Below are 22,468 nucleotides of genomic sequence, written 5' to 3'. Positions count from 1 at the left end.
GCTCGCGGTTCCGAGAGTCGGACTCTCGATATGTCGATTGAACGCTCTAGTTGATTCCGACGACTTCCTGGGCGATCGCTGCGAGTCTTGCCTGGGCAGCGGATACGACGCCGTGTCGGTTCTTGTGCGCTTCCTCGTACGCAACGATGTCCCGCACCTGTGCGGCGTCGGTCAGTTCCTTCACGGCGGAGACGGCTTGGGTGACGTTGAGTTCGTCGAAGTCTTCGATGGGAAGTTCAGTGGGGTCGAGTAGCCCACTCGACTTCCGTACCGAACGGAAGACGTCGGCGGCACCGTCAGCACCTTCTCGGCGAGTGACCTTCTCAGCCGTGGCGATGGCCGCATCCCTACTGGCCGAGAGTGTTTTCACAGTCACGTCACCGGCATATGCGCCCCAGCTGATCAGCTCACCCAGTACCGGCGGTGAGGTGCGAACAGCGTCGATGGCACGGTCGAGACTGCGGGTGGACCAGGAGACCGGAACGTTGACCAGCCGTATCGCCGCGCCGGTGGCAGCTTGCATCGGTGTGCGGCGCAAAGCTGCCGGTCCACCGAGTGCCTCTTCGGCCAAGACAGTCGTGAGCCAGTCCACGGTCGCGGAGTGTGCAGCGATGAGGCGGTCGGCCAACGCCGCGACGGTCTGATCGCCGCCGGCAGTGGCCAGGGCCTTGAGGTAGCGGGAGCGGTCGAGGAGTTGATGTTCGAGCGCAAGGTCTCCCAATACCGCTTCGTCGAAGGGCTGAGCCTGTTCGACCATCGCTTTCACTCCGGCTGTCGCGCGTCCGATGAACGGACCGACCAATTCCGGCACGCCCCCCAGATCGCGAACAGTGGACTCTATGGAACTCGCCCTTTCACGGCCGTTCTCTGCGTTTTCCGTCAATTCGCGTCGAACAGCCTCGGTTCTGGCCTGTGCGACGCGCGTTTCGGCGACCTGGATCTCGGTGTGCGTCAGACCGAGGAGGATGCGTAACTGGGTGATCAAGGCGGACGTGGTTTCGGAGTTGCTCATATCGGGGTCGTCCCTTCGTCGGTGCGTGCTTTACGTGATGTTCAGCTTCTGCTCGACGAGTGCTCCGCGGGTCGCGGAGCCACCGCCGCTACGCGGGCTACCCCGACCTACCGCGTAGTAACCACAACGAACAAGTGGGGTCGACGCACCGAGATCGTCGGCGCCAGGACGAGTGAGATCCCGGCCACCCCGAGGTTTCGATTTCTATTCGGCGGGAAGGAGGCATGTGCAGTGCATCCATCCAGAAGCCCACGAGAAACTGCGTCACCTGAGGAGTATCGATATGCCGGACCAGTACGCAATGCAGGACCCGACCACGCGGTTCCCCGCTCCTGTGCGTGAGCGGCAGGCGGAGATCGCACATCCCGGTCTCACCGCAGACATGATTTCTCCTCCCGACCACGGTGAAAACACCTATCGAGGAAGCGGTCGACTCGAAGGAAGGCGTGCGATTGTCACCGGAGCGGATTCGGGCATCGGACGTGCGGTCGCGATTGCATTTGCCAGAGAAGGCGCGGACGTTGTCCTGAGTTATCTCGACGAGGAAGAACAGGACGCTCGGGAAACCGCTCGCTGGGTCGAGGAGGCAGGTCGCAAAGCCGTCTCGGTGCCGGGAGATCTCCGAAGCGAGGAACACTGTTCTGCTTTGGTCGAAACCGCGGTGCGTGAACTCGGCGGACTCGACATCTTGGTGAACAACGCCGCGTTTCAGATGGTGCAGATGGGCGGCATCGCCGATATCACCACCGAACAATTCGACCGTGTGATGAAAACCAACCTCTACGCACTATTTTGGCTCTCCAAAGCAGCGATCGCGCAGATGGAGCCCGGATCGACGATCGTGAATACCTCGTCCATCCAAGGTGCGTCCCCGTCGCCCGAGCTGCTCGATTACGCCACGACAAAGGCGGGCATCATCGACTTCACCAAGGGACTGGCCGCCGATGTCGCACGAAAGGGAATCAGGGTCAATGCCGTTGCACCTGGACCGATTTGGACGCCACTGATTCCGGCTACGATGCCCAAGGAGAAGTTCGAGACGTTCGGGGACGACGTTCCGCTCGGGCGGGCAGGTCAGCCGGCCGAGCTTGCTCCCGCCTATGTATTTCTCGCCTCTGGCGAATCCAGTTACACCACTGGGGAAGTCATCGGCGTGACGGGTGGAAAACCGCTCACCTGAATGTGCGACTAGACAAGGCGTACGACGACGGCGTAACGGTCAACCGTTGTCGAGGCCCGCGGCGACCATCGCTGCGGCGGTCTCTCGTTCGGAGAATGAGCCCTTCTCCAGACCCCGGATGACGCCGGAGCGATCAGCGGGGGAACGGTTTTGATTCAACTTCGCTTTTCCGTAGACACGGGCCACGTGCAGTTCGATCCCCACAATCCCTCGCAGCTGCGCATCGACGAACTGCGGCGGCGCGTCGGTGACCTTCCATTCGTTCTCACGGCCGGATTCATGTCGAGCTGTCAGTGCGGTGACGTGCGCACGCAGCCACTGCTCGTCGTCGTGCGCAACCAGTTGGCCGTAGACGTAGAGAACTTCGTAGTTCCACGTCGGGACGACCTTCCCGTGGACGCTCTTGCTCGGGTAGAACTCGGGGCTCACGTAGGCGTCGGCGCCGGGGAGGATCACCAGAGACTCCGATGTCCCGGTGTATCGCCAATGCGGATTCGTCCGGGCGAGATGCCCCTCCAACACGTTTCCTTCGGCGTTGTACAGCAGTGGCATCGACGTGACTTCGAGGGTCTCGGGGCCCGGTGTGACCAGGTGTCCGAATCCACCGGCGTGGAGAGAGTCGGCGACCGCGTCGTCGGAGAGGCGGAATTGTCCGGGCAGAATCATGTGTCTCCTCACAGATTTTTTGTCATGTGACAATGTGTCACAGCGTGGAGGTTTTGTCATGTGCTAATAGAGTGAGCCTGTGACCAGCACTGTGGCGGACCAGGTGAGGCTCTATGTCGTCCGCGGGACAGCGGGCGAGATTTCCGAGGGCATCCGCAATCTCATCAGTGCTGGGGTACTGGCTCCAGGGGATGCGTTGCCGCCCATACGGGCCTTGGCCGACGATCTCGAGGTTCACCGGAACACAGTTGCCGGAGCCTATCGCTTGCTCGTGGCGGCGGGAGTTGTGGAGACACAGGGCCGGCGCGGCAGCTTCGTGCGAGCCATACCGTTCCTGGAAGGAGAAGGCGGTATCGCTCTTCCTGGCAGCGTGGATCTCGCCAGCGGAAATCCTGATCCGGCATTGCTGCCTGATCTCAGAGCCTCGTTGGACCGGACCACTTACACGCCCCGGTTGTACGGCGCCGCAGCCACCGAGCCTCTACTCGATTCCTGGGCACGTTCCTCGATCGAGGACGAGGTTCTAAGGCCGTGCTCGATCACCATCACCAACGGTGCCGTTGACGCGGTCGAGCGACTGTTGACCGCTCATTTGACCCGAGGTGACGCCGTCGCGATCGAGGATCCGTGCTTCCTGGCGAGCATCGGAACGCTCAAAGCCAACAGCTTCCGAGCGGTACCGATGGACATCGACACTTCGGGTATTACCCCGCAAGGGCTGCTGCGTGCTCTCGAAAGTGGTGTGCGCGCGATTATTTGCACCCCTCGTGCGCACAACCCCACCGGGGTCAGCATGAGCGCCGACCGAGCGGCGATTCTCGGAAGCATCCTGGCCGAGTTCCCTCACGTTCTGGTAATCGAGGACGATCACTTCTCTGCCGTGTCCAGCAATCGGTACTGTCGGCTCGCTCCGATGAGCACGACGCGGTGGGCGCTTGTTCGTTCCGTGTCGAAATTTCTCGGGCCCGACCTGCGCGTGGCAGTGGTCGCCTCGGACCTCGACACCGGCATTCGGCTGAGCACTCATCTCCGGTCGGGCGCCAACTGGGTCAGTCACCTGCAGCAGCGCTTGAGTGCTGAACTGCTGAGTGATCCGACGGTGATCGACGGCCTCGCCAATGCTCGCGCTGTCTACGAGCGCCGCCGAACCCTTCTGAAATCTGCACTGTCAGAACATGATATCGAGGTTCCTGACACTTTCGACGGACTCAATGTCTGGGTTCCGCTGGATCGGGATTCCGAACCGATTGTCGAGCGACTCGCCGAGTCTGGCTGGCTCGTGCGGGACGGAAGTCAGTTCTCGGCGACGCCGGGTCAGTGCCACCGGGCACTTCGTGTGACCGCCTCCACCATCACCTCTGACCAAGCACGCGAGTTCGCCAGTGCCCTGGCTGAAATATTGGCGAGCCCGTAGTTGTCCAGCTGCACTACGGTGCGAATCTGAGTCTCTCGCTTCTCGACGAAACTACCGGCGACGGCTGGATCGATAGGATCGGTTCGAGCGACGACGAAGGGTGTAATTGTGGCGAGGGCGGTTGTTGTCGGTGCGAGCCGAGGTCTCGGTCGTGCTTTGATCGAGGGACTGAGGAGCGACGGCCACGAAGTTCTCGGCATCTCTCGGCGGCGCCCTGACGGGTTCGACGTCTCCGAGTGGATCGAAGTAGACCTGACCGACCCTGTTACGGCGGCGAACTCGATCGATCAGGAGCTTGTCGGAGGTGTAGACACCCTGATTTGCAACGTCGGGATTTGGGAAGGGGACGCCTTCACCACTGACTATGCATTCGCAGAACAATCGGACATGGAAATGCTCGAAATGATCAACGCCAACATCACGGCCACAATTCTCCTGCTCAAGCGCCTGATCCCGAGAATGATCGGCCGTCCTCGACCTCGGATCATCTTGACCGGGTCCACCTCGGGACTCCCGCGAAGCGGTAGGCCGGAGGTTGCGTTCGGTGCATCGAAGTTCGCGATCAACGGCATTGCCGACGCGTTGAGAGAGGGCTACCGGAAGGACAGACTCGCCGTGACTGTCCTTCATCTCGGATATCTCAATACAGAAGACGGACTCGACGTGCCCCGAGACGTCGCTGCCGCCAGGGGAGAGGGATCTCTGGTCCCGGTACATGACGTTGTGGATACGGTGCGCTCGATCTCGAGTTTGTCGTCTTCGACGTCAGTGCGGGAAGTAGTCCTCACTGCGATCGACGATCCGCGATTCTGATTTGCGGCTGTCGACTCAATCTGGTTGCTGAACAGACGTATTCAGAGAATCTAAACCCCGATCAAGAAGTGAGCTCCGGTCAGATACGTCAGGGTGAGGCCCGCCAAGGCCCACGCCATGTACGGCCGGATGTAGAGGCGCCGCAGGCGGTGCAATCGCAGGGAGGCTCGCAAGAACGCGCCCACGGTCCCGAGCAGCAACATCAGGCTCGGGACGAAGACCGCCAGTCGGCGATCCTTCTGTGAGCACAGCAAGGTGTCGGTACCGAAGCATTCGCCCCGCCGGGAGCCCAACCACACGATCGCGATAACCAAAACCGCGGTAGCCAGAACGACTGACACGCCGTACGTCAGGGTTCGCCTGTTGATCTTTCGCTCTCGACGCTGAATTACATCTGACGCGTCAGAACTGTCGGTCATCACACCGGCTCCTGTACATCGCACCTCACTTCGTGGATCGGCGGTGGGAGAGGGCGTACAGCACTACTCCGACGGCCAAGAGTAATGATGCGCGTAACCACGTCGCAGCGCTCTGCTGGGTGAGCAACGCAACGCACGTACCGAGAGCGAGGATCGGGAAGATGATCGGCGTTCGGAAGTGTTTGTGTTGCACTGCGTCACGGCGCAGAACCAGGACGGCGATGTTGGTGCTGATGAATACGAAAAGCAGCAGGAGTACCACCGTCTCCGCCAGGGCTGACAGCGATCCGGTGACGCAGAGAGCCATGGCGACGGCGGTGGTCGCGATAATCGCCACCCAGGGGGTCCGTCGCTGCGGCAGTACCCGAGCGAAGACGCTCGGGAGCAAGCCTTCCGATGCCATCCCGTATGTCAGCCTGCTCGCCATGATCATTGTCAGCAGTGCGCCGTTGGCGACGGCGACCAACGCGATCAGGCTGAACAGGCGAGGCGGAACGCCGACGTCGGCAGCTGACACAACTTCCAGCAGTGGCCCGGAGGATGCGGCAAGTTCGTCGGCGGGCAGGACCACCGAGACAGCCAGGCCGACAAGGACATAGGCGGCGCCGGCTGTCAGCAATGCTCCGAACAGTGCGCGTGGGTAGACCTTGCTCACGTTCTTCACTTCTTCGGCGACGTTCGCGGACGTTTCGAAGCCGACAAAAGAGTAGTACGCGAGGAGTGCCGCAGCCAGCACCGCGAGTGCAGGCGATCGGCTGTCGTCGAACTCCACGACGCGGCTCAGGGTTCCGTCGCCGCGCCCGAGAACTATGCAAGCGAGGACGACAACGAGGACGAGCCCGGTGACCTCCACGACTGTCATGACGACGTTGGCGCGCATCGACTCCTTGATGCCTCTGGCATTGAGAAGTCCCACCAGGAGCAGGAATACGAGCGCCGCTGGAACGGTTGGGACGTCGATGAAGGCTTTGAGATAGTCGCCCGAGAATGCGAGGGCGAGTCCCGCCGCACTGGTTACGCCGGCCGCCAGCATCGAGAAGCCGACAAGGAACGAGATCAGTGGTTTCCGATACGCCCGTTGGGCGAAGACGGCTGCGCCGCCCGCTCGCGGATATTTGGTGACCAGTTCGGCATACGACGTTGCTGTCAGCAATGCCATGACGAGCGCTACGAGCAGTGGTACCCAGACGGCTCCACCAACTTCACCGGCGATGACGCCCACCAACGCGTAGATACCGGCGCCCAGAACATCTCCGAGGATGAACACGAAAAGGAGTGGGCCGGTTATCGCCCGGGTCAGAGTGTTCGTACCGCCGCCTTCGTCGCGGCGTGCGGTTTCGTCCACGTTCTCGGCCCTCGCGGCGCGTCGCATGTGCAAGGTTCATCCTGTCTTCATGGTGACGTGCCGCCACCTCAGGAGCAGTCATGTACCCATTGGCCGAGGTTTCAAACGTAGGTCGCCCGCCTTCCCGTGCTTTGCTTGTAGGGGAATCGCAGAAGTAGTGACTGGAGGACGAAGTGGCCGAAACGACGGTTGCCGCGGTGATGGACGAGTTGGCTGCTCTCGAAGATCCGAAGGCGCGTGCGGTGAACGAGAAGCACGGTGACGATCACGGTGTGAACCTCACAAAACTGCGCGCTGTTGCGAAGCGATTGAAGACTCAGCAGGAACTCGCACAACAGCTTTGGGCGACGGGCGATACCGCGGCGCGATTGTTGGCCCTTTTGATCTGCCGCCCGAAGGCGTTCGAGCGTGACGAGTTGGATGTCATGTTGCGAGAGGCCCGCACTCCGAAGGTGCAGGACTGGCTCGTCAATTACGTGGTGAAGAAGAACCCGCATGCCGAGGAGTTGCGGGTGGCCTGGACCGCTGACCCTGATCCTGTGGTCGCTAGCGCCGGGTGGGCTCTGACCACCGAACGTGTCGCGAAGAAGCCCGAGGGACTTGACCTTTCAGGGCTACTCGACGTCATCGAGGCGGAGATGAAGGATGCTCCTGACCGCCTGCAATGGGCGATGAATCACTGCCTGGCTCAGATCGGGATCGAACATGCCGAGTACCGCGCCCGGGCAATCGAGATCGGTGAGCGACTGCGGGTGCTCGAGGATTACCCGACTCCACCGAACTGCACCTCGCCGTTTGCGCCCATCTGGATCGCGGAGATGGTGCGACGACAGAGGGCAAAGTAGAGCGCACGACAACTGAGGATAGGGTTACCTTCGTGCTACGTTAGGCGCCGTCACCCGCTCGGGGTGTCTGAGCAGGTCGATCGACCGGGAGGTCCTGGCGTGGCGAGAATTTTGGGACGAGGGCTGTCAGAGCGACGAAGTGGTGGCAGCCGTGTCCGCCGGATGGTAGCCGTCGTGGCGGCGTGCGGGCTGGCGGCCGGAATGGCGGCCTGCAGCAGCAACGGCGACAAAGACAGCACCCGGACTTCATCCGCAGTCGACGCCGCGTTCCCGGTGACGATCACGTCGGCCCTCGGCACGGCCGAGATCAAGGAGGAGCCCAGGCGGGTCGCAACCTGGGGATGGTCCAATCAGGACGCCCTCCTGGCGCTCGGTGTCGTCCCGGTCGCGATGCCCACTTTCTCCGGACCTCAGTACGGGGCCGACGCGCAGGGCATTCTGAAGTGGGACGCCGAGGCACTCGACAAGCTCGGTGGCGAGCAGCCGATCTTGTTGTCGGGTGACGGAACGGGCGAAGCACCTGTCGAGCAGTTCGCCAAGGCTGAACCAGATCTCATCTTCGCCCCGTACTCCGGGCTCACTCAGCAGGAATTCGACGCACTGTCGAAGATCGCGCCGGTGGTTTCCTTCCAGGACGAGCCGTGGACCGCGTCGTGGCAGGACCAGGTGACCATCGCTGGTCAGGCGCTGGGTAAACAGGCCGAGGCCGGCACGCTCATCGACAAGACCAACGCCGCGATCAGCGCGACGGCTGCGAAGAACCCTGCGTTGCAAGGTAAGACCGTCACCATCGGACTCCCGAACAGTCCGAGCACCTTCGCGGTGAGTAAGAACGCCGACGTGCGTGTCGAGTTCCTCGAGCAGCTGGGTCTGAAGAACGAGCCGACGATCCAGCAGGCCGATCCCGCCAAGGATCCCGAGGCCGTGTACTTCGAGCTGAGCACCGAGCAGGCGCCGCTGATTGCGTCTGACGTGCTGTTCGTGGTGGCCTACGACAAGGACTCTCTGAACGCGTTCCTCGCCGAGCCACTGGTGGCAGCTCAGCCGGTGATCGTCGATGGGCGTACGGCATCCACCAAGGACTTCAGCGTCGACAAGAACTTCGCGTTCGGCGGACTGACGGTCCTGACCATCCCGTACATCCTCGACGACGTCGCCACAGTTCTGAACACCGCTGCCGGCAACGTCAAGGGCTGACCGGCCCGCTAGCGGGAAGTTCGAAACTGCGTCCGGTATCGCTGTGGACTGGTACCGACCAGGTCTCGGAAGCGTTCGCGGAACGTCGTGACAGCATTGAATCCGACCTGTCCCGCAACACGTTCGATCGAGTGGTCGGTAGTCTCGAGCAGAAATTGCGCTTGGCGGAGCCGCGCGTGATGGAGCCACTGCAACGGCGTCGTACCGATTTGTTCCTGGAATCGGCGGTTGAGCGTGCGAGTGCTCATCGTTGCCTTGGCCGCGATTGTCGTGATGTCGAGTTGCTCCCCGAGGTTCTCTTCCATCCAGTTCAGTAGTGGTCGAAGGGTTGTCCCGCTGGGTACGGGAGGCTCGTGAACGATGAATTGTGCTTGCCCTCCGGCACGTTCGAGCGGCATCACGCTCAGACGTGCCGTGTCGGCGGCGACGGCAGACCCGTAGTCCTGACGGACCATGTACAGACACAGGTCGAGTGCGGCCGCGGCGCCGGCGGAAGTCAGGACGTGCCCGTTGTCTACGTAGAGAACGGCGGCGTCGACGTCGACAGCCGGGTGCCGGCGGGCCAACTCCGACGCAGCCGCCCAGTGCGTCGTCGCGCGAAGTCCGTCGAGCAGGCCTGTGTCGGCGAGGGTGAATGCGCCGACGCACAGTGATGCGATGCGTGTGCCGCGATCTGCGGCTGATCTGAGGGCGTCGATGATCTCGGCGTCGACCGGCACGTCGAGATCGGCGGTACCGGGGACGATGATCGTGCTGGCCTGGGCGAGACGTGACAGTCCGTGCGGTACTCGCATCGTGAACGTTCCGGTCTCCACCTCCTCGGTGAGCGCGCACACGGCGGTCCGGTACGCCGGTGCGCCTGAGGGAAGCCTGCATCGTCCGAAGACTTCGAGGGGTGCTGCCAGGTCCATCGGCACCACTCCGGGCAACGCGAGAACTGCAACGTCATGCATGTCTGAAACGTAGCGTATGTGGCGCGAGATTCTGCGATCTCGTGTCGTGAAATATCCTCTCAACTGGTATTTCGCAGAATATGTGAGGTTGGCTGAAAGCCGTCGAAGGTTGGCTTTCAGCCGTCGCCGCAGGGGTCAACTTCCTCCTACTGTCGTAGGAACAGCGACGCGCACAGGAGCGCGTCGCACAAAATCGGAGGTTGCAGTGCACGCGCAGATCGTGTTGTTCGACGGATTCGATCCCATGGATGTCGTGGGTCCGTACGAGGTGCTCTACGCCGGGGGTCTCGCCAGCGGTGGGGCGTTGAGTGTCGAACTCGTCAGCGCGGAGGGGCCTCGGACCGTCCTGAGTGGAAGTGGTGAACTCGCTATGACCACCACTGCAACCCTCGATGTCGAACACGCGGATCTGATCATCGTTCCCGGAGCATCGGGTCTCTTCGAACCCGATGCGGACCAGCCGGGCACCAGTTTGCCGGAAAGACTCGCGGCCACAACGGAAACCGAACTGCCTGTCATGATGCGGCGTGCACTCGACGATCCTGGTGTTCTTGTTGCGACCGTCTGTGGAGGATCTTTGGCGCTGGCGATGGCAGGGCTTCTCGAAGGGCGCCGCGCCGTGACGCACCATCTTGCCGTGGACGCACTGGCGGCCGGCGGCGTTATTCCGATCCAGGCGCGAATCGTCGACGACGGTGACCTGATCACCGCCGGCGGTGTGACATCCGGTCTCGACCTTGGCCTGTACCTGTTGGAACGATGCCTCGGGCCCCGGATAAGTCTCGAGGTCGAAGCGCTCTTCGACTACGAGCGTCGTGGAACGGTGTGGTCGGCCAAGGGCGCCGAGCCCGTAATCACCTTCGCCCCGGACGCTGCGTGAATACGCTTGTGCGTACCGAAACGCGAGAAATCCCATGACCGGAATCCTGCTGTCCCTCCACGTGATTGCGGCCATTCTTGCCATCGGCCCCGTCGCTGTGGCGGCGAGTATGTTCCCGGTGGCGAGTCGCGCCGCGCTCGCCGATCCGGACAGCGCCAGTGTTGCGACGACGGGCATGCTGCATCGCATCGTTCGGGTGTATGCCACGATCGGCGTTGTCGTTCCGATGCTCGGTGTCGCCACCGCCGTCAATCTCGGAGTGCTCGGTGACCTGTGGATCCTCACCTCGATCGCACTCACCGTCGTTGCCGCCGTAATACTCACCGCGGTCGTGCTTCCCGCCCAACGGCTGACAATGGCGGCGATCGAAGGAACCGGGTCCGTTGTGGATGTCGCAACGCGGCTCACCCGTCGACTGGGCACAGCGACGGGGATCTTCAATCTGCTCTGGGTCGTTGTCGTCGTGCTGATGATCTTTCGGCCAGGATCGACAACCGGCGTGTGATCCGAGGCGATATTTCCCGTGTCGGAGACAGCGACGCTTGACCTTGACACAGTGACAAGGACTCCAATGGTCGACGAAGGAGGTGGTTGTCGTGAACACAACCAACCATGGTGGGCGGAATGCTCACCTCGTCGACGCATTGGCCGCGGCTGATCCCTCGGTTCGGCTGCGTGCCGCGCTCGCTGTCGGCACGCGCCCGGACCCTGAGCTGACGGATGCCCTGATCGATCGGTGCGCCGTCGAGCCGGACTTCTTCGTCCGCGACATGCTGACCTGGGCATTGTGCCGCTTGCCGGCCGAAATTACGGTGCCGAGGCTGATCCGTGAGCTCGGGGCCGATTGTTCGCAAGCCCGCAGTCAGGCGCTCCACACCTTGTCCAAGATCGGCGATCCGATCGCGTGGCCCGCGGTCTCTGCGCTGGTGCACGACCAGGACGACGAGGTCGCGCGCAGTGCGTGGCGCGCCGCAGTGGCACTCGTGCCGGCAGGAGTCGAGGGTGCACTCGCTGCGGATCTGGCGACCGAACTCGGGCGGGGTGAACTGCAGATGCAGCTCAGTCTGAGCCGTGCTTTGACCGGACTCGGCGAGGCTGTACTCCCGGTGCTCGACGCGGCCGGTATGAGCCCGAATCCGCGTGTCCGGGCGCATGCTGATGCTACAAAGCAACTCTGGCACGACCCCGACGGTGGGTTCGCACTCTCTCACGAGTTGGCGAAGCGCGTCGCGGCAATCGGCCCGGACGCGTAGGAAGGGGAGACGGATGTTGATCGGCGAGGTCTCGCGGCGTTGTGGTGTCAGCACACGGATGCTGCGTCACTACGACACCTTGGGACTGGTGAAGCCGACGGGCCGCACGTCCGGCGGTTACCGGGAGTACTCCGCCGACGACATCCGTCGACTCTTCCACGTCGAGAGCTTGAGGACGTTGGGGCTCTCGTTGAACGAGGCCAAGCGTGCACTGGACGAACCCGACTTCGCGCCGGCCGATTTGGTGGGTGAACTCATGCAACACACTCGGCAACGGATCGCGGCGGAGGAGGAATTGCTGACCAAACTCGAAAGGGTCGACGCATCCGCCCCTTCGGAGTGGGATGACGTCCTGCGCATGGTCTCGCTGTTGCGTGCACTCGAATCCGAGTTCGCTGCCCACCGTCAGCAAGCGATCCTGTCGCAGGATGCGAATGCGGCATTGCCTGTCGACGCACTCGTCGAGGCCATCCTGTCGGAGAAGGATGCCAACGTGGCCGGCGCGTTGCAATGGGCGTTGGCGAGAACCGAAGGTGCGGGCCTTGCAGGTCTCGCGAAGGGGCTCGAATCGGAGGACGTCGAGGTGCGGCGCCGCGCGATGTCCGCCATCTCCGGGATCCACACCGAGGAGGCAACGCGGTCTCTGAAGCGAGCTCTCGATGATTCGGACGCGATAGTCCGCGCCGACGCTGCTCTCACCCTCGGATCTCGCGGAGAGACCGTTTCGATGCCCGCTCTCCTCGAGATGGTCGCCGACGGGCGACGCGACGTCGAGGCCGGAGAGGTGCTCGGTCTTCTCGCGGAGCACTCACCGACAAGCGGTGAGGTCGTCGATGCCGTGCAGGCAAGGCTCGACGGCACTGACGACGCCCCGACGAGGTTGCGAATCACGCAGGCACTCGCTGAGATTCCCGGCGCGGCGGCCCGGGAAGCGCTCGCCCGGCTGACACGCGACGACGACAAGACGGTCGCGTCCACGGCAGCGGCGATCCTCGCGATGCGGGACCGTGGACCACGCCGACGCGAACGACCGCGTATCGGGAACTGAAATCGGAGAACTAGGGCACCTCTGAAAAATGCGGGCCCGGGTGGTCAGCGCCGCAACGATTTTGCCGCGGCGTTGCCCTTCAACGCTGCACAGAGCAGGACAAGGAGCACCGCTAGAAACACGACTGTTGAGGCGACAGCCGACACCACAGATCCGAAACCTGTCACGACACCGATGGTGACCTGCATGCACAGTCCCACTACGGCTGTCCACACCGTCCGGCGTAGAAGGGGCCACGCAATCCGATGGGCCAATTGCCACGCCTCGGGGCTCGAGATCGTTGCCTTCGTTCGTATGCCGACAACGGGATTCGGTTCATCACCGACCAGTCGCGGCATGAGCCCAGCAACGAAGGCGAGGATAAGCGTCGACGACGACAGTGAGGCCGTCAGACCCAGTAAGTCAGGCGATCCCACCCGTCCAGCCCCCCTGTCGGCAGATTTGACACAGCGGACATTCCAGTCTGGGGTGCCGCTGGGACACATCCGACTGTATGCGAACGAATGTATGTACTGCTGATCGGGTGACGCACTTTCAGGCTTTGTCGGATGAGCAGTGGACTCGATCTCGGACTAGTTTTCAGACAAGCCCTAGTGTGGATTGCCTAGGCAGAAAAGGTTTCCCGCCGGATCCGCCAACACGTGCCGGATGATCCGCCCGAATCAAGTCGAGGTGAACCGTATTCCTTTGGCTGTGAGCCTGATCGATCTCAGGCAAAGCCTCGAAGCTGCTGCGCACCCGCTGCGCGGTGATCAACGGATATGGTCTCTCACGTGGTGGATCAACGGCGAATGAGTTTGCGACGCAGGTACCTGAGCCTCGGTCTTGGCGAACTGGCCGCCGCGGGAGTGTTTGCCGCCGTGGCTGTCAGCGTCGTGATGCCTCGGCTCGAAGGTCCGAAAGACTCCGCGGCGCTGTGGTCGGCGCTGGCCCCAATGCTCGTGGTTCTCGTGCAAGCGGGTGTCTATTGGCTGCTTGCCCGAGGCTGGGTCGAGCAGGCGCCGATGCCTGCCCGCCTCGCGGCGCTCTACCGTGTGTTTCGGGTCCTCGACATTGTCGTCTTGGCGGTCGGTCTCCTCGGCGTGCTCATTTGGCTACCAGATCATTTCGTCACTGCGGCGGCCATCATGGTGGTGTGGGCTTTCGGCGTCGTCGAATACGTCAATTACTTCGTGGCCCGTCTCGCTTATCCGCTGCGGCGGTGGCCGTTCGAGGTCGGCAAGTGGCGGACGCCTCAACTTGTGCGCGACCTGCATTCGGCGCGGTGATACCGGCAATTAAGCGGGCCTTTGCCGCAACGGCAAAATTTGATGCGGGATCGGCGTGAGTTCGGAAGGATCGGTACTGCCTATCCAGGAATGAAGCCTCTTCGTCGTTCTTCACCGAGGAAGGAGATCCACCATGGCAACGTCGCGTCGGAGCCGCCGTGATGTCCCACCGCCCCGGACAGGGATTAGCGAGACCGATACGCTGCGCGCGTTTCTCGACTACCTGCGTGATTCGATCGCTGCCGAGGTTGAAGGTGCTCCGGAACCTCAGGTGCGCACCACAATTGTTCGGTCGGGAACAACCTTGCTCGGGCTGGTCAATCATTTGACCTTTGTCGAACGATCGATGTTTCTCGCCGAAAACGTGACGGATTGGAAAGCGACGTTTCAGCGAAGAGACCGGGCGCCATGCCGGGCACGCTGACATCCTCCGCGAACTTATCGACGGTTCGACCGGTCGGTGACATCGCAACATCGATCACAACAGTGGTTCGAAGTCGTCCGTCTCGCCGACAGCTTCCGCGCTTCATTGAGGCGAATGTCCACTACCGAAATCGGGGCCCACAGGTATCGGGTCGGTCGCTCCGTCGGGAGTTGTTACTTCCCAGTGCAGTTCGGATGCAGTCGGGGGAACGAGCGCGCCGACCCACTCGGCAACGACACCGACGATAACTTTCTCGAGTTCCGTGCGTGACCACTCTCGCGGACGAGTGGGAACCGGTGGCTCCCAGCCTTCCTCACCCCAGATCACGCTGAAAAGCTCCCGCTCGTCGCCGATCTGCTGATTCAAACTGAACGCATCCGGATCGTCGAATCGCGCCCAGACGCCGAAAGTGCCCTCGCCGTCCTGGTCCACGGAGACGTCGATGACAATGCCTTCGGCATGTGCTGTCGCCGCGGCGCGCATCGCCGCCAGCCGGCTTTCGGCTACCGACGATGTGGTGTCGAGGACGGACCTCAGCGAGTCACGGTATTCGGTAGCTTCCACGGACTCAGAATATAGAACTCGTGGCTTCGAGCATGGTGGTATCGGGTCTTGGCCGAAATGTGGAGCGATGACGAGACCTGGGGGACTCGCAGTGCATCTTCGTGTCAAAGGATAACCATTCGCCTGCAAGCATTTTCGGAAATCGATAGGGTTTGGCTTGTATTGATGTGGGGAGACTCGCAGCGTTGAGTGCGGAATCTGCGCACGACGGTTTCGCTCCTCGAGATCAGAGCGGTGAAGGTGGCATATGTCCGTTATCTTTTAAGCGGTGGTCCCATCTCCGGCCGCCACGCACTTGCGAGTGCGGACTGCAAGTGGAAGGCGGCCCTCGTGCAACAGGTATCGAGCCGAGTCTTGTGACGGCCCTGCGAGTGGTCATCGCCGACGACGACGTGCTCCTACGGGAGGGGGTGGCCAGCCTGCTCACTCGGGCAGGCCTGGAAATCGTCGGACAGGCAGGGGATGCGGACGAACTGCTGACACTGGTCGACGGGCAAAATCCGCAACTGGCCATCATCGACATCCGGATGCCACCGTCACACACTTCGGAAGGGCTCGACGCAGCGCTGCGTATAAGAAGAGAGTTCCCCTCCGTTGCAATGCTTTTACTGTCAGCACATGTCGAGGTCGATCATGCGTTGGAGCTTCTCGACGGAGGGAAGGGGATCGGGTACCTCCTCAAGAGTCGAGTGACCGACGTAGACGATTTCGTCGCGACGCTCGACAGGATCGCAGCTGGCGCCTCGGTCATCGATCCCGCTCTGGTCTACGAATTGGTGGCGGCCAGGCGACGTGACGACCCGTTGGCGGCACTTAGCGTCCGCGAGCGAGAAGTGCTGACGCTGATGGCAGAAGGCCTGTCGAACGTGGGGATAGGGCGTCGGCTGTGGATCACCGAGGGCACCGTCGAAAAGCACGTGCGGAGCATCCTCACCAAGCTCGATCTGGAGAGTACCGCCGACGACCATCGCCGCGTGCGCGCAGTCATCATGTATCTCGATGCCGTCAGCTGACGGGTGTCTGCGTTTGAATCGGCACACTCATCCTTGCGAAAGAATCCGCGCAATCGAGTCTGCGGACAGTTCGAACTTCGAGAGGAATCCGATGGCTGAACTCGATTCGACAAGATCGGCGAAGTCTTCTTCGTCGTGTGTCGACACAAGGATGATGGCCGGCGTCGGCGCCAAACCGGCGGCGTGGAGAATCTCCACCACGTCGAATCCGCTTTCGAAACCGAGGTCGATGTCCACCAGGACCAGGTCGGGGTGGGTAGCTTCGGCCACTGTGATGGCCGTGCCGAGGCTGGATGCGGTTCCGACAACCGTCATACCCGCGGCCTCGAGCACTCGTCGTGCAGCGGTGCAGAATGCATCGCTGTCGTCGACGATGAGGCAGCTCCGGTCGGAAGACTTCACCCTGTCAAGGCTGTCAGACGTCGGCGCACCCGGCATTACCGCTACCCGTAATTTCTCGGGGAACCCGGGCGTCCGATGACTTCGTCAGTTCCGTTGCGCGGCCGTCTCGTCACGTCCGTGCTGCGTCCGAGCGCTCCTCCCCTCGGTTGGGGCATCGCCCTGGCTACGGGATTGATTGTCGTGGAGATTCTTCTCGTTCTGATGTTGAAGCGGATTGCACCCGAGAATGCGTTCGGCGCGGTTTTTCTTTTCGGTGTCCTCGTCGTTTCGGCAGGCTGGGGATTTCGGCTGTCAATTGCGACGGCGGTTGCCAGCACTGCCGCGTACGCCTACATCCACGTCGTCGAAAGCCGTGAAAGCCTTGTACCGGCAGTGGTGGTTTTTCTCGTCCTGGCCTTGCTGACCAACGTTCTCGTCGGTCAGTCACGTCTTCGCGCCATGGAATCGGATCAGCGTCGTCGTGAGGCGGATCTGTTGGCTGCGCTGGCTCGGACGATGCTTCGGACGTCGAATGTAGTGGAGATGCTTGACGACGCGAGCGTGCGATTGTCCGCCGTGCTCGACCTGCCCGCGCCGTATGCGAAGTTAGGGCCCGCGGATGCCCCGGTGGGGCGCGGGCAGAGGCGGATCGTTCTACGGGATGGAGCCTGTGTCGCGGGTTCGCTACTTGTACCGGCAGAGTTGACCCAGGCCGATGCTCGCCGCGTTCAACGAATCGTACCGTCGCTCGAGGCCCTGCTTGCAGCTGTGCGAGATCGCGGGGTACTTCTCGAACAGACTCTCGCGTTGGCGCGTCAGCAGGCTTCACTGCGACGCGTAGCGACACTTGTTGCCTCGAGAGCCGAACCCGACGATGTCCATCATGCTGTCGCCGCGGAGTTGGCCGACGGACTGGACATCGAACACGTGTCGGTCGTGCGTTACGACGACGACGACTACTTCACAATTCTCGCTGCGCGGGACGATACTACAACCGGAGAACGATTGATCCCGGGTGAACGCTTCCCTGTCGGTGGATACAACGTCTGCACGATCGTCGAGACTTCGGGTGCGCCGATTGCCATCGACTTCACCACTGCGACAGGGGCGATCGCGGGGAGGCTGCGCGGACGCGGGTTGCGTACGGGAATCGGGGTACCGATCAACGTCGACGGTCGGACGTGGGGAGCTGTAATCATCGGCGGTACGGGACGTGTTCTCGCGAGTGACGTCGAGGACCGGTTGACCGACTTCGCAGACCTGCTCGCAACCGCGGTCTACAACGGTGAAACCAGGCGCGAGCTCACACGGTCCAGGGCGCGCGTCGTGGCTGCAGCCGACAAAGCCCGCCGAACCATCGAACGTGACCTGCACGACGGGGCGCAACAGCGGATCGTCACTCTCGGGATGGAGTTACGCGGCGCTCAGGCCGCAGTTCCCGACGGATTCGATGAGCTGCGAATCAGCTTGGCCCGCACCGTTGAGACACTGGCTCAAGTCAATACCGATCTTCGTGAACTCTCGCGAGGGATTCACCCGGCGATCCTGTCCCGCGGGGGTCTCGCGCCGGCGCTGAAGACTTTGGCTCGCCGCAGTCCGATCCCGGTCGCGCTCACAGCCGAGATCGTCACTCGACTAACCGATTCTGTGGAAGTCGCGGCGTACTACGTTGTCGCTGAAGCGCTCACCAACACCGCGAAATATGCCGACGCGTCCGTGGTTACGATCGCGGCCGTCTCGCAAGAGGGTCGTCTGGACCTCACCATCAGTGACGATGGCAAGGGGGGAGCAGACGCCGAAAGCGGTTCGGGTCTGATCGGGCTGCAGGACCGCGTTGCCGCGGTTGGAGGAACTCTGACGATCTCGAGCCCGGTCGGTGGTGGCACCACCATCACCGTTCGCATCGATCCCTCTACCAGTTAGCCGGTAGTGGGTTCCCCGGGTAGCGCTCCCCCACAATGAAAGCCAGCAGCGACGACATCGCTCCTGAAGTGGACGAATGTTCTTGTTACCCAACGAGAACCTTTCGCCCAGGAGGACATCATGCCGTACATCACCACTTCCGACGGAACCGAGATCTACTACACCGAACAGGGCGCCGGGAGGCCTGTGCTGCTCAGCCACGGTTGGCCCCTCTCCTCGGACGCCTGGCAGTTGGAACTCAAGGTGCTCGCCGACGCCGGTTACCGTGCCATCGCACACGACCGTCGCGGCCACGGCCGGTCCTCGAAGACCTATCAGGGCAACGACATGGATACCTATGCCCGTGATCTGGCTGAACTCGTCGAAGCGCTCGACCTCCACGATCTGACGCTCGTCGGTCACTCGACCGGAGGCGGCGAGGTCGTTCGGTACGCAGCGCAACACGGCGCAGGGCGTGTTGCCAAGGTGATCACCGCCGGCGCCGTTCCGCCGATCATGGTGAAGTCGGAGAACAACCCGGAGGGCACACCGATCGAAGCGTTCGACGACATCCGGTCCGGAGTTCTCACCGACCGTTCGCAGTTCTATCGCGACATCGCCGAGCCGTTCTTCGGCGCAAATCGCGAGGGGTCGAACGTGTCCCAGGGGGCGAAGGACGATTTCTGGCGCCAGGGAATGCTGGTCAATCTGGCAGCTGCCTACGACTGTGTCAAGGCGTTCTCGGAGACGGACTTCAGCGAGGACTTGAAGGCGTTGACCGTTCCCGTCTTCATTGCGCAGGGTGACGACGACCAGATCGTTCCCATTGGCGCAGCCGCCCTCAAGGCAATCGAATTGGTCAATGACGGCACATTGAAGATCTACAAGGGTGCGCCGCACGGAATCTACGGCGACTACCAGAAGGCTTTGGACGCAGACATTCTCGACTTCATCGCCAAGTAAGCCATTCAGCCCAGGCCGGTGGTGACCGTATGGTCACCACCGGCCTTTACGTGACAGAGTCCCGCCCTCGTCCGGAGACGGGACTCGGGTATCAGAGAACTCGGCAGCGCGTCAGACGGCTTCCTTGCTCGCCTGCGCCGCAAGGGTGAGCGCGATGTCGACGATCATGTCCTCCTGACCACCCACCAGACGGCGGCGTCCAGCTTCGAGCAGCAGTGTGCGAACGTCGATTCCGTAGCGCTCCGACGCAGCTTCGGCGTGGCGCAGGAAGCTCGAGTACACGCCGGCGTAGCCGAGAGTGAGGGTTTCGCGATCGACGCGGACCGGCCGGTCCTGCAGCGGTCGGACGATGTCGTCGGCGGCATCCTGCAGGGCGAACAGGTCGCAGCCGTGCTCCCACTCTTCGATGTTGGCGACGGCGATGAAGGCCTCGAGGGGGCAGTTGCCGGCACCGGCGCCGTGACCGGCAAGCGAAGCATCGACGCGGGTGACGCCGTTCTGCACGGCCACAACAGAATTGGCAACCGAGAGTGAGAGATTCTCATGGGCGTGGATACCGATTTCGGTGCCCTCGTCGAGGATGTCGCGGTATGCACGAACACGATCCGCGACGTCGTTCATCACCAGACGTCCACCCGAGTCGGTGACGTAGACGCAGTGCGCGCCATACGATTCCATCAACTTGGCCTGCTTCGCCAGTTCCTCGGCAGGCGCCATGTGGCTCATCATCAGGAAGCCCGAGACGTCCATGCCGATCTCGCGGGCGGTTTCGATGTGCTGCGCGGAGACGTCGGCCTCGGTGCAGTGCGTGGCAACGCGAACCGAGCGCACACCGAGGTCGTAGGCATGCTTGAGTTCACTGATCGTGCCGACACCCGGAAGTAGCAGCGTGGTGAGACGAGCGTGCTCGAGTACCTCGGCCGCTGCTTCGATCCATTCCCAGTCGGTGTTCGAGCCGGGGCCGTAGTTGAGCGAGCCGCCGGCGAGGCCGTCACCGTGTGCTACTTCGATCGCGTCGACGCCGGCAGCGTCGAGAGCTGTGACGATCCGCTTGACGTCGGTGGGCGAAATGCGGTGGCGGACAGCGTGCATGCCGTCGCGAAGGGTGACGTCCTGGACGAAGATCTTGCGGTTGCTCACTTGGTTGCTTCCTTCTGCTGGGCGATGCGCTCCGCGATCTGCATTCCGGCGGACGTCATGATGTCGAGATTGCCGGCGTACGCAGGCAGGTAGTGTGCAGCACCCTCGACCTCGAGGAACACCGACACCTGATGGGTGGGGCGATTGCCGTCGACGAGCAACGTCTCGACGGGCTGGTCGGCCGGGATCTCGGTGATCTGGACTTCCTGCTTGAGCCGGTAGCCGGGGACATACGCGGACACGTCGCCGACCATCTTCTCGATCGACTGACGGATCTCGTCGTGAACAGCCGGGTCCGGTGCGTCGACGAGGCAGAAGACCGTGTCGCGCATGATGAGCGGCGGCTCAGCGGGGTTGAGGATGATGATGGCCTTGCCGCGACGAGCGCCGCCGACTGCCACGATCGCCTCGGACGTGGTCTCGGTGAACTCGTCGATGTTGGCGCGCGTTCCGGGGCCGGCCGACTTGGAGGCGATGGACGCGACGATCTCCGCATACGCCACCGGGACGACCCGAGAAACAGCGGCAACCATCGGGATGGTGGCCTGGCCGCCACACGTCACCATGTTGACGTTGGGTGCGTCCAAGTGCTCGTCCGCGTTGACAGCCGGTACGACGTACGGTCCGATCGCGGCAGGCGTCAGGTCGATCATGCGCTTGCCGAGGGGAGCCAGCCGCGCGTTGTTGGCCACGTGAGCCTTTGCCGAGGTGGCGTCGAAGACGATCTCGATCTCGTCGAAGTTCGGCAGACCGACAAGGCCTTCGACGCCTTCTGCCGTGATCGGCACGTTCAGACGCGCCGCGCGAGCGAGGCCGTCCGACGCGGGGTCGATACCGACCATCGCGCCCATCTCCAGGTAGTCGGAGTTGCGCAGCACCTTGATCATCAGATCCGTGCCGATGTTGCCCGATCCGATGATCGCGACCTTGACCTTGCTCATGCGTTGTCCTCTTCGCTGGAGAAACTGGTGGTGACGGAACCGAGCCCGGAGACGGTCACGGTGACTACGTTGCCTGCGGTGACCGGTGCCATGGGGCCGAGAGCGCCGGACAGGATCACCTGCCCTGCGGTCAGCGGCTGCCCCAACTCACGTGCAGTGCGGGCGAGCCAGACGACGGCTTCGATCGGATCGCCCAGGCAGGCGGTTCCGACGCCGGTGGACACCTCGGTGCCGTCGACGGACATCGACATGACGACGCCGGCGGGTTCCACCTCGTCGAGGGTGCGTCGTTCGGTTCCCAGGACGTACACGCCCGAGGACGCATTGTCAGCGACGGTGTCACCGAACTTGATGTCCCACGACTCGATGCGGCTGTCGCAGATCTCGATCGCGGCGACGGCGTAGTCGATCGCACCGCGCACCTGCGCACTGTCCAGCGGTCCGTCCACGAGGTCGGCACCGAGCACGAAGGCAACTTCCGCTTCGACCTTGGGCTGGATCAAACGGCTCATGGGGATGGCGCCGCCGGCGGGGAACTCCATGTCGGCGTACAGCACGCCGAGGTCGGGCTGGTCGACACCGAGCTGCTGCTGGACTGCCACCGAGGTCAGGCCGATCTTGCGGCCTACGACCACGGCCCCCGCCTGCCGACGGATTTCGTCGACGCGGCGCTGGACGGCATAGGCGGCGACGAGGTCGTCGGCGCCGATCAGATCGCGCACGGGCGCGCAGGGAGTGCCGCTCGCGATGGCGGCTGCGAGGCGGTCCGCAGCAGCTGCGATGTCGGTCTCGCTAGCTGTACTGGTATTCGTGGGCTGGCTCATGGCCACTACTTTCGCCGCGGCAC

The 22,468-nt window shown here is 62.7% G+C and carries 24 protein-coding genes and 1 pseudogene; 14 read left to right on the top strand and 11 right to left on the bottom strand.

The genetic code is table 11. The annotated features are described in order from the left end of the window. Positions 1–46 precede the first annotated feature (46 nt). Positions 47–1,012, bottom strand: a complete 966-nt coding sequence (locus RA302_RS28315; protein ID WP_030537448.1) for a hypothetical protein — start codon at positions 1,010–1,012, stop codon at positions 47–49. Between the two features lie 283 nt (positions 1,013–1,295). Here RA302_RS28315 and RA302_RS28310 point away from each other — a divergent pair, with 283 nt between their 5' ends. Then, positions 1,296–2,192, top strand: a complete 897-nt coding sequence (locus tag RA302_RS28310; RefSeq protein WP_007735622.1) for an SDR family oxidoreductase — start codon at positions 1,296–1,298, stop codon at positions 2,190–2,192. Between the two features lie 39 nt (positions 2,193–2,231). Here RA302_RS28310 and RA302_RS28305 read toward each other — a convergent pair whose 3' ends face one another. Further along, a complete protein-coding gene (locus RA302_RS28305) occupies positions 2,232–2,858 on the bottom strand; it encodes an FMN-binding negative transcriptional regulator (RefSeq protein ID WP_030537447.1) in 627 nt (208 codons plus the stop codon). Positions 2,859–2,937: 79 nt separating this feature from the next. On the opposite strand from RA302_RS28305, the gene RA302_RS28300 reads away from it, so the two are divergent. Both RA302_RS28300 and RA302_RS28295 read left to right on the top strand, forming a co-directional pair. After that, a complete protein-coding gene (locus tag RA302_RS28300; protein WP_225320193.1) occupies positions 2,938–4,272 on the top strand; it encodes an aminotransferase class I/II-fold pyridoxal phosphate-dependent enzyme in 1,335 nt (444 codons plus the stop codon). 108 nt (positions 4,273–4,380) lie between these two features. Next, positions 4,381–5,085 carry an SDR family oxidoreductase gene (locus tag RA302_RS28295; RefSeq protein WP_003943023.1) on the top strand — a complete coding sequence of 235 codons (705 nt, stop codon included), beginning with the start codon at positions 4,381–4,383 and terminating at the stop codon, positions 5,083–5,085. Positions 5,086–5,135: 50 nt separating this feature from the next. Here RA302_RS28295 and RA302_RS28290 read toward each other — a convergent pair whose 3' ends face one another. Both RA302_RS28290 and RA302_RS28285 read right to left on the bottom strand, forming a co-directional pair. Next, on the bottom strand, positions 5,136–5,504 hold the full coding sequence (locus tag RA302_RS28290) for a hypothetical protein (RefSeq protein ID WP_030537445.1): 369 nt from the start codon (positions 5,502–5,504) through the stop codon (positions 5,136–5,138). 25 nt (positions 5,505–5,529) lie between these two features. Further along, entirely contained in the window at positions 5,530–6,876 is a 1,347-nt protein-coding gene (locus RA302_RS28285; protein ID WP_007735660.1) for an APC family permease, read from the bottom strand. A gap of 146 nt (positions 6,877–7,022) precedes the next feature. On the opposite strand from RA302_RS28285, the gene RA302_RS28280 reads away from it, so the two are divergent. Together RA302_RS28280 and RA302_RS28275 are read left to right on the top strand one after the other, a co-directional pair. After that, positions 7,023–7,694, top strand: coding sequence for a DNA alkylation repair protein (locus tag RA302_RS28280; protein ID WP_030537444.1), 672 nt, complete (start codon positions 7,023–7,025; stop codon positions 7,692–7,694). A 162-nt stretch (positions 7,695–7,856) separates the two neighbouring features. Then, complete coding sequence (locus RA302_RS28275) at positions 7,857–8,891, top strand: ABC transporter substrate-binding protein (RefSeq protein WP_030537443.1); 1,035 nt, start codon at positions 7,857–7,859, stop codon at positions 8,889–8,891. An 8-nt stretch (positions 8,892–8,899) separates the two neighbouring features. Here the strand turns inward: RA302_RS28275 and RA302_RS28270 are convergent, their stop codons facing one another. After that, positions 8,900–9,844, bottom strand: coding sequence for a helix-turn-helix domain-containing protein (locus tag RA302_RS28270; RefSeq protein ID WP_030537442.1), 945 nt, complete (start codon positions 9,842–9,844; stop codon positions 8,900–8,902). 205 nt (positions 9,845–10,049) lie between these two features. On the opposite strand from RA302_RS28270, the gene RA302_RS28265 reads away from it, so the two are divergent. The 4 genes from RA302_RS28265 (at position 10,050) to RA302_RS28250 (ending at position 13,025) form a co-directional block, all read left to right on the top strand. Beyond that, entirely contained in the window at positions 10,050–10,724 is a 675-nt protein-coding gene (locus RA302_RS28265; protein ID WP_030537441.1) for a DJ-1/PfpI family protein, read from the top strand. Between the two features lie 34 nt (positions 10,725–10,758). After that, a complete protein-coding gene (locus RA302_RS28260) occupies positions 10,759–11,229 on the top strand; it encodes a DUF2269 family protein (RefSeq protein ID WP_003943264.1) in 471 nt (156 codons plus the stop codon). Positions 11,230–11,311: 82 nt separating this feature from the next. Continuing rightward, positions 11,312–11,977, top strand: a complete 666-nt coding sequence (locus RA302_RS28255; RefSeq protein ID WP_030537440.1) for a HEAT repeat domain-containing protein — start codon at positions 11,312–11,314, stop codon at positions 11,975–11,977. A 13-nt stretch (positions 11,978–11,990) separates the two neighbouring features. Beyond that, on the top strand, positions 11,991–13,025 hold the full coding sequence (locus RA302_RS28250; protein WP_030537439.1) for a MerR family transcriptional regulator: 1,035 nt from the start codon (positions 11,991–11,993) through the stop codon (positions 13,023–13,025). A 44-nt stretch (positions 13,026–13,069) separates the two neighbouring features. Here the strand turns inward: RA302_RS28250 and RA302_RS28245 are convergent, their stop codons facing one another. Then, positions 13,070–13,441: an SdpI family protein gene (locus tag RA302_RS28245; RefSeq protein ID WP_158656626.1), complete on the bottom strand. Its 372-nt coding sequence runs from the start codon at positions 13,439–13,441 to the stop codon at positions 13,070–13,072. Positions 13,442–13,816: 375 nt separating this feature from the next. Here RA302_RS28245 and RA302_RS28240 point away from each other — a divergent pair, with 375 nt between their 5' ends. Both RA302_RS28240 and RA302_RS28235 read left to right on the top strand, forming a co-directional pair. Then, a complete protein-coding gene (locus tag RA302_RS28240) occupies positions 13,817–14,293 on the top strand; it encodes a hypothetical protein (RefSeq protein ID WP_030537437.1) in 477 nt (158 codons plus the stop codon). A 133-nt stretch (positions 14,294–14,426) separates the two neighbouring features. Continuing rightward, positions 14,427–14,717: pseudogene (locus tag RA302_RS28235) on the top strand (DUF664 domain-containing protein); the annotation flags it as partial. Between the two features lie 102 nt (positions 14,718–14,819). Here the strand turns inward: RA302_RS28235 and RA302_RS28230 are convergent. Continuing rightward, a complete protein-coding gene (locus RA302_RS28230; protein WP_030537436.1) occupies positions 14,820–15,281 on the bottom strand; it encodes a DUF6389 family protein in 462 nt (153 codons plus the stop codon). 356 nt (positions 15,282–15,637) lie between these two features. On the opposite strand from RA302_RS28230, the gene RA302_RS28225 reads away from it, so the two are divergent. Beyond that, on the top strand, positions 15,638–16,294 hold the full coding sequence (locus tag RA302_RS28225) for a response regulator transcription factor (protein WP_030537435.1): 657 nt from the start codon (positions 15,638–15,640) through the stop codon (positions 16,292–16,294). 27 nt (positions 16,295–16,321) lie between these two features. Here RA302_RS28225 and RA302_RS28220 read toward each other — a convergent pair whose 3' ends face one another. Then, positions 16,322–16,696, bottom strand: coding sequence for a response regulator transcription factor (locus RA302_RS28220; RefSeq protein WP_030537434.1), 375 nt, complete (start codon positions 16,694–16,696; stop codon positions 16,322–16,324). Positions 16,697–16,771: 75 nt separating this feature from the next. On the opposite strand from RA302_RS28220, the gene RA302_RS28215 reads away from it, so the two are divergent. Together RA302_RS28215 and RA302_RS28210 are read left to right on the top strand one after the other, a co-directional pair. Continuing rightward, positions 16,772–18,598 (top strand): ATP-binding protein, encoded by a 1,827-nt coding sequence (locus RA302_RS28215; RefSeq protein WP_030537433.1) that lies wholly within the window; start codon positions 16,772–16,774, stop codon positions 18,596–18,598. Positions 18,599–18,718: 120 nt separating this feature from the next. Beyond that, entirely contained in the window at positions 18,719–19,540 is an 822-nt protein-coding gene (locus tag RA302_RS28210; protein ID WP_030537432.1) for an alpha/beta hydrolase, read from the top strand. Between the two features lie 111 nt (positions 19,541–19,651). Here the strand turns inward: RA302_RS28210 and dmpG are convergent, their stop codons facing one another. From dmpG to RA302_RS28195, 3 genes are read right to left on the bottom strand one after another with little or no spacing between them, the layout of a single operon-like run. Continuing rightward, positions 19,652–20,680: a 4-hydroxy-2-oxovalerate aldolase gene (gene dmpG, locus RA302_RS28205; RefSeq protein ID WP_030537431.1), complete on the bottom strand. Its 1,029-nt coding sequence runs from the start codon at positions 20,678–20,680 to the stop codon at positions 19,652–19,654. Then, positions 20,677–21,621, bottom strand: a complete 945-nt coding sequence (locus RA302_RS28200) for an acetaldehyde dehydrogenase (acetylating) (RefSeq protein WP_003943168.1) — start codon at positions 21,619–21,621, stop codon at positions 20,677–20,679. Before RA302_RS28200 ends, dmpG begins: the two co-directional genes overlap by 4 nt. Next, positions 21,618–22,445, bottom strand: coding sequence for a fumarylacetoacetate hydrolase family protein (locus tag RA302_RS28195; RefSeq protein ID WP_007735684.1), 828 nt, complete (start codon positions 22,443–22,445; stop codon positions 21,618–21,620). The genes RA302_RS28200 and RA302_RS28195 overlap by 4 nt, the downstream gene beginning before the upstream one ends. Positions 22,446–22,468: the final 23 nt, after the last annotated feature.

Source organism: Rhodococcus sp. DN22 (assembly GCF_036669995.1).
Taxonomy (GTDB): domain Bacteria; phylum Actinomycetota; class Actinomycetes; order Mycobacteriales; family Mycobacteriaceae; genus Rhodococcus_F; species Rhodococcus_F erythropolis.
The sequence above is the reverse complement of the archived record's forward strand: the minus strand, read 5'-3'. Positions and strand labels throughout refer to the sequence as shown.